Below are 5,057 nucleotides of genomic sequence, written 5' to 3' on the forward strand. Positions count from 1 at the left end.
ACACGATTAATTCAGCAAGATATCAAGCATTCAAATCCCTGAATAAATATCATATTGGTCAGAATTTTGAAATAGGGAAAATCATTGTTGAAAACCAAGAAAGAAATCAATGGGGACAATCAATTGTTGACACCTTATCAAAAGATATTAACAAACAAATAGATGGAATGAAAGGTTATTCACCACAAAATCTATGGAGAATGAGACAGTTCTATCTTGAATATGAAAATGAACCAGAGTTGTTAGAATTAGCATTGAAAATTCCTTGGGGACAGAATATGCTGATTATTCACCAATTGAAAGATAAAAAAGAAAGAAAATATTATTTACAAGCAACTAACCAATTAGGATGGAGCCGTGCTGTATTACTTAATCAAATTAAAGCAAACGCTTATCAACATCATCTGATAGATAAAAAGATGAGTAATTTTGAAAGAGCCCTTCCCATTCATCTGGCAGAACAAGCAAATGAAGCATTAAAGAGCGAATATAATCTTGACTTTCTTGGAATTACAAAACCAGTATTAGAAAAAGAATTAGAAAATAGGCTTATTGAAAATATCCGAGACCTGCTTTTAGAACTCGGATATGGTTTTAGTTTTATTGGAAATCAGTACAGATTAAAACTTAACCGAAAAGAATATGCTATTGACTTGTTATTCTACCACCGAATTTTGAAATGCTTAGTTGCTATTGAACTAAAAACTGTTGAATTTGAACCCGAATTTGCTGGAAAAATGAATTTCTATCTTGAACTACTTGACGAACAAGAAAAGCAACCAGATGATAATCCTTCAATCGGAATTATTCTATGTCCAACAAAAGACAAGATTGAAGTTGAATACGCTTTGAGATCAAGTAATAAACCAATAGGCGTATCAGAATACAAATTAACTCATAGATTGCCAGAAAAATTAAAAGGAAAAGTGCCGACATCAAAAGAATTAAAACAAATGCTAACAAAGGCTATACGTAATGCGGGTGATATTGATAATTAGAGAAATTATGCAAATAAAGAAATTTAGCAGTAAATTGAAAATTAATCGTTTCAAAATCCCAAACTACGCATAGCCAAACCGTTATCTGCAACCTTGAGAAACAGAAACAATGGAAGAACAGATTTTCATATTGAATAAAAACCAATCATTATTAGAATTAAACGAAAGTGAATTTGTGACTGAAAAACAGTTTCAAGAATTATTGGAAAATTATCCGAAATTAATTTCTGGAAGTCAAATAAATCCTGATAACCCGAGAAAATGGTTACTTATTTCACGAGAATTTGGAGTTCCAGACGAAGAATTTGGTAATAATAAATGGTCATTAGACCACCTGTTTATTGACCAAGATGGAATACCAACTTTAGTAGAAGTAAAACGAAGCACAGATACAAGAATTAGAAGAGAAGTAGTTGGACAAATGCTTGATTATGCTGCAAACGCTGTAACATATTGGTCTTTGAATGAGATACGGAATAAATTTGAAAAATACTGCGAAACAAAAAAAACAGACCCCGATATTATTGTTCAAGAATTAATTGATGAAAACGAAGATGTTGAAAAATTTTGGGAAACAGTAGATTTAAACTTGAAAGCCGGAAAAATCAGAATGCTATTTATAGCAGACAAAATTCCAAAAGAACTTCAACGAATTATCGAATTTCTAAATGAGCAAATGACACCCGCAGAAATTTTGGGAGTTGAAATAAAACAATTCGGAAACGATACAATAAAAACGATTGTCCCAAGAGTTGTTGGACAAACTTCTTCAGCACAAATTAAAAAGGGATTAAGAGAATACAATCAATGGACTGAAGAAACCTTTTTCGCTGAATTAGAAAGAAGAAATGGAAAATTATCAGCAGATATAGTTCGCAAAATAATAGGACATCTTGAAAATAAAGTTTCTCGTTTTTGGTTTGGGAAAGGAAAAAGAAGTGGCTCAATCGTTCCCGCTGTTGACTTACCTGACAATTCTCATTTTCCATTTGCAATATGGACTTATGGGAAAATTGAAATTTATTTCCAATGGTACAAGGACAAACCACCATTTGACAGTATTGAAACAAGAAAGAAAATATTGGATAAACTAAATGAAATAAAAGGGGTTAACATCCCTGAAAATAAAATTGACAAAAGACCCTCAATCGACATAAAATTATTAAAAGAGACATCTGAATATGATAAATTTATCAAGATTTATGATTGGTTTTTTAAAGAATTGAAAGAAAAAGGCAGCAGGTAACAATATATATAGTTTGTGGCGGGTGAAGTGATAAATATGAACGAATTGAAATTAAATAAACGGCGTAATAAATTAAAAGATTTGTGTTTCAAAATGATCAACTTATCATATTGCTACCATTATCGCCAATTTGAAAAAACAATACACTACTAATCAAAGGATGTCTTATCTTTGAAAAATGAATACAGAATTAAATCTATCAGAATATAAAAATTGGATAGCAGAATTAAAATCCAAAATTCATGCTGCGCGTAGAAAGGTAGCGTATTCCATTAATTCCCAACTTCTTGAAATGTATTGGGAAGTTGGAAAAGATATTTCTGAAAAACAAGAAGAATCAAAATGGGGAAGCAAATTCATTGAACAGATAGCTCTTGAATTAAAACATGAATTTCCTGAAATTAAGGGATTCTCACGTAGAAATATTTATGCAATAAGACAATGGTATAAATTTTATTCGACAAAATATCAATTTGTGCCACAGAGCGTGGCACAAATTCCATGGGGTCATAATAGATTGATTATTACAAAAATAAAAGATATTGATGAAGCAGAATTCTATTGTGATGAAACTATTAAAAATGGCTGGGATAGAGATACTTTAGAAATTCAGATTGAGAAAAACTTTTATAAACGTATAGGTTTTTCAGACAATAATTTTCCGCAAACACTTCCTGTAAGACAATCTGAATTAGCAGTCGAAATACTAAAAGACCCTTACAATTTTGATTTTCTCGGCTTACACGACGATGCACTGGAAATTGCAATTGAAAATGAATTAGTTAAAAATATTATCAAATTCCTATTGGAACTTGGAAAAGGATTTGCATTCCTTGGGAGACAATATAAAATTGAAGTAAGTGAAAATGATTATTTCATTGACATGTTGTTTTACCACATTGAACTACGGTGTTACATAGTAATTGAATTAAAAGCAGGAAAGTTTAAGCCGGAATTTGCCGGAAAATTGAATTTTTATTTATCAGCTGTTGACAGCCAATTTAAAAGGCAAGGAGATAATCCCTCAATTGGAATTCTTTTGTGCAAGAAAAAGGACAAAATTGAAGTAGAATATGCACTCAGAGACATAAATAAACCAATGGGAATAACTGAATACAGACTAACAGACTCAATCCCTGAGAACATTAAGACAAAATTACCTTCAATAGAAGAACTTGAAAATGAATTGACAAAAAGAACAGAACAAAAAGGCGGTAACAATGTATAAAAAAATTGCCGAAAATAGTAGTAAATATGAACATTGTAGCCCGCATAAAAATTAGTTGTAACTTGAAAAATTCGAGTTCCACAGCCGGCTACTATTCTTATACTAACCATTAACAACACAAAAAAAATATTATGAAAAACAAAATTAAATCTAATTTGAAACTTTACAATACAATGTCTCGTCAAAAAGAGACATTTGTACCTATTGATCCGAATTTGGTGTTGCTCTACACCTGCGGACTGACAGTTTACAATTATGCTCATATCGGGAATTTACGCACCTATATTTTTGAAGACGTGCTTAAACGGGTTTTATTTTACAACGGATATCAAGTTAAGCATGTAATGAACATCACGGATATCGGGCATCTTACATCCGATGCGGATGAAGGTGAAGATAAGATGGTGCAAGAAGCCAAGAAAGAGCATAAAACCGTTTGGGAAATTGCAGATTATTACACAGCTGCTTTTGAAAAAGATTTGAAGAATCTGAACATCATTTATCCCGATTTTCACGTGAAGGCAACCGACACTATCAGTGCAATGATAACGCTCATAAAACGGTTGGAAGAAAAGGGATTTACCTATTTCAAGGACGGTAATGTTTATTTTGATATTTCGAAATTAGCGGATTATGGGAAACTTGCAAAACTCGATCTGAGCAAATTGCAGGCAGGTGCCAGAATACAAGTTGATACTGCAAAAAAGAATCCGTTTGATTTTGTTCTTTGGTTTACCAAATCAAAATTTGAGGATCAGGAAATGCAATGGGACAGTCCTTGGGGAAAAGGTTATCCGGGTTGGCACGTTGAATGTTCCTCTATTGCGATGAAATATCTCGGCGAGCATTTCGACATACATTGTGGAGGCATTGACCACATCCCCGTTCATCATACGAACGAGATTGCTCAGAGTGAAGCTGCCACAGGTAAGAAGTGGGTAAATTATTGGCTGCATGGTGAATTCCTCATATTCAATAAATATAAAATGAGTAAATCCCGCAACGAGTTTTTAACTCTCGACGTACTATCGGAAAAAGGTTATTCACCAATGGTTTACCGGTATTTTTGTTTGGGAGCGCATTATAGACAAAAACTAAATTTTAGCTACGAAGCCCTTGTCGGTGCAAAAAAATCTCTGGAACGTATTCGAAATAACGTAATTGAAATTGAAAGAAATCTTTCGGATAGCAAACCGAATCCGGAATTTTTCCAGTCTGTAAAATTGGAATTTGCAGATTGTATAAATAATGATATGAATATGCCGGCTGCCTTGGCTGTTTTGTGGAAAGTTCTACGAACTGATGAAGTGGGAAATAAAGAAAAATTTGAATTGATAAGCAATTTTGATAAGGTACTTGGTTTGAGTTTGCAAGAATCTTCGGAGATCATTCGGAACAGTAAAGAAAAAAGCGTTGATAAGGAACTTATTGAGGATTTAATAAAAAATCGCGAGCTTGCCCGTAAAAAAGGGGATTGGGATTTAGCGGACAAAATCCGAGATGAATTGAAAAATTTAAATGTTGAATTACGGGATGGAAAGTTTGGAACGGAATGGAGAGTTATTACTTAGAGTCTGTCCGTAAA

4 protein-coding genes are annotated in these 5,057 nt (G+C 32.8%); all 4 read left to right on the forward strand.

Annotation, left to right across the window (positions count from 1 at the left end; genetic code table 11):
* Positions 1-998 (forward strand): PDDEXK nuclease domain-containing protein (locus U9P79_03070; protein MEA2103610.1); only part of this gene is annotated, 998 nt, incomplete at its 5' end.
* A gap of 109 nt (positions 999-1,107) precedes the next feature.
* The gene (locus tag U9P79_03075; protein MEA2103611.1) at positions 1,108-2,244 is read left to right on the forward strand and encodes a hypothetical protein; all 1,137 of its coding nucleotides are present in this window, start codon (positions 1,108-1,110) and stop codon (positions 2,242-2,244) included.
* Between the two features lie 178 nt (positions 2,245-2,422).
* Positions 2,423-3,472 (forward strand): PDDEXK nuclease domain-containing protein, encoded by a 1,050-nt coding sequence (locus tag U9P79_03080; GenBank protein ID MEA2103612.1) that lies wholly within the window; start codon positions 2,423-2,425, stop codon positions 3,470-3,472.
* A 131-nt stretch (positions 3,473-3,603) separates the two neighbouring features.
* Positions 3,604-5,043, forward strand: a complete 1,440-nt coding sequence (gene cysS / locus U9P79_03085) for a cysteine--tRNA ligase (GenBank protein ID MEA2103613.1) — start codon at positions 3,604-3,606, stop codon at positions 5,041-5,043.
* Positions 5,044-5,057 lie beyond the last annotated feature (14 nt).

This window comes from Candidatus Cloacimonadota bacterium (assembly GCA_034661015.1).
Taxonomy (GTDB): Bacteria; Cloacimonadota; Cloacimonadia; order JGIOTU-2; family JGIOTU-2; genus JAYEKN01.

Coding starts and splice junctions, on each gene's coding strand:
- U9P79_03075 (MEA2103611.1), top strand. CDS start 1,108: ATGGAAGAACAGATTTTCATATTGAATAAAAACCAATCATTATTAGAA.
- U9P79_03080 (MEA2103612.1), top strand. CDS start 2,423: ATGAATACAGAATTAAATCTATCAGAATATAAAAATTGGATAGCAGAA.
- cysS (MEA2103613.1), top strand. CDS start 3,604: ATGAAAAACAAAATTAAATCTAATTTGAAACTTTACAATACAATGTCT.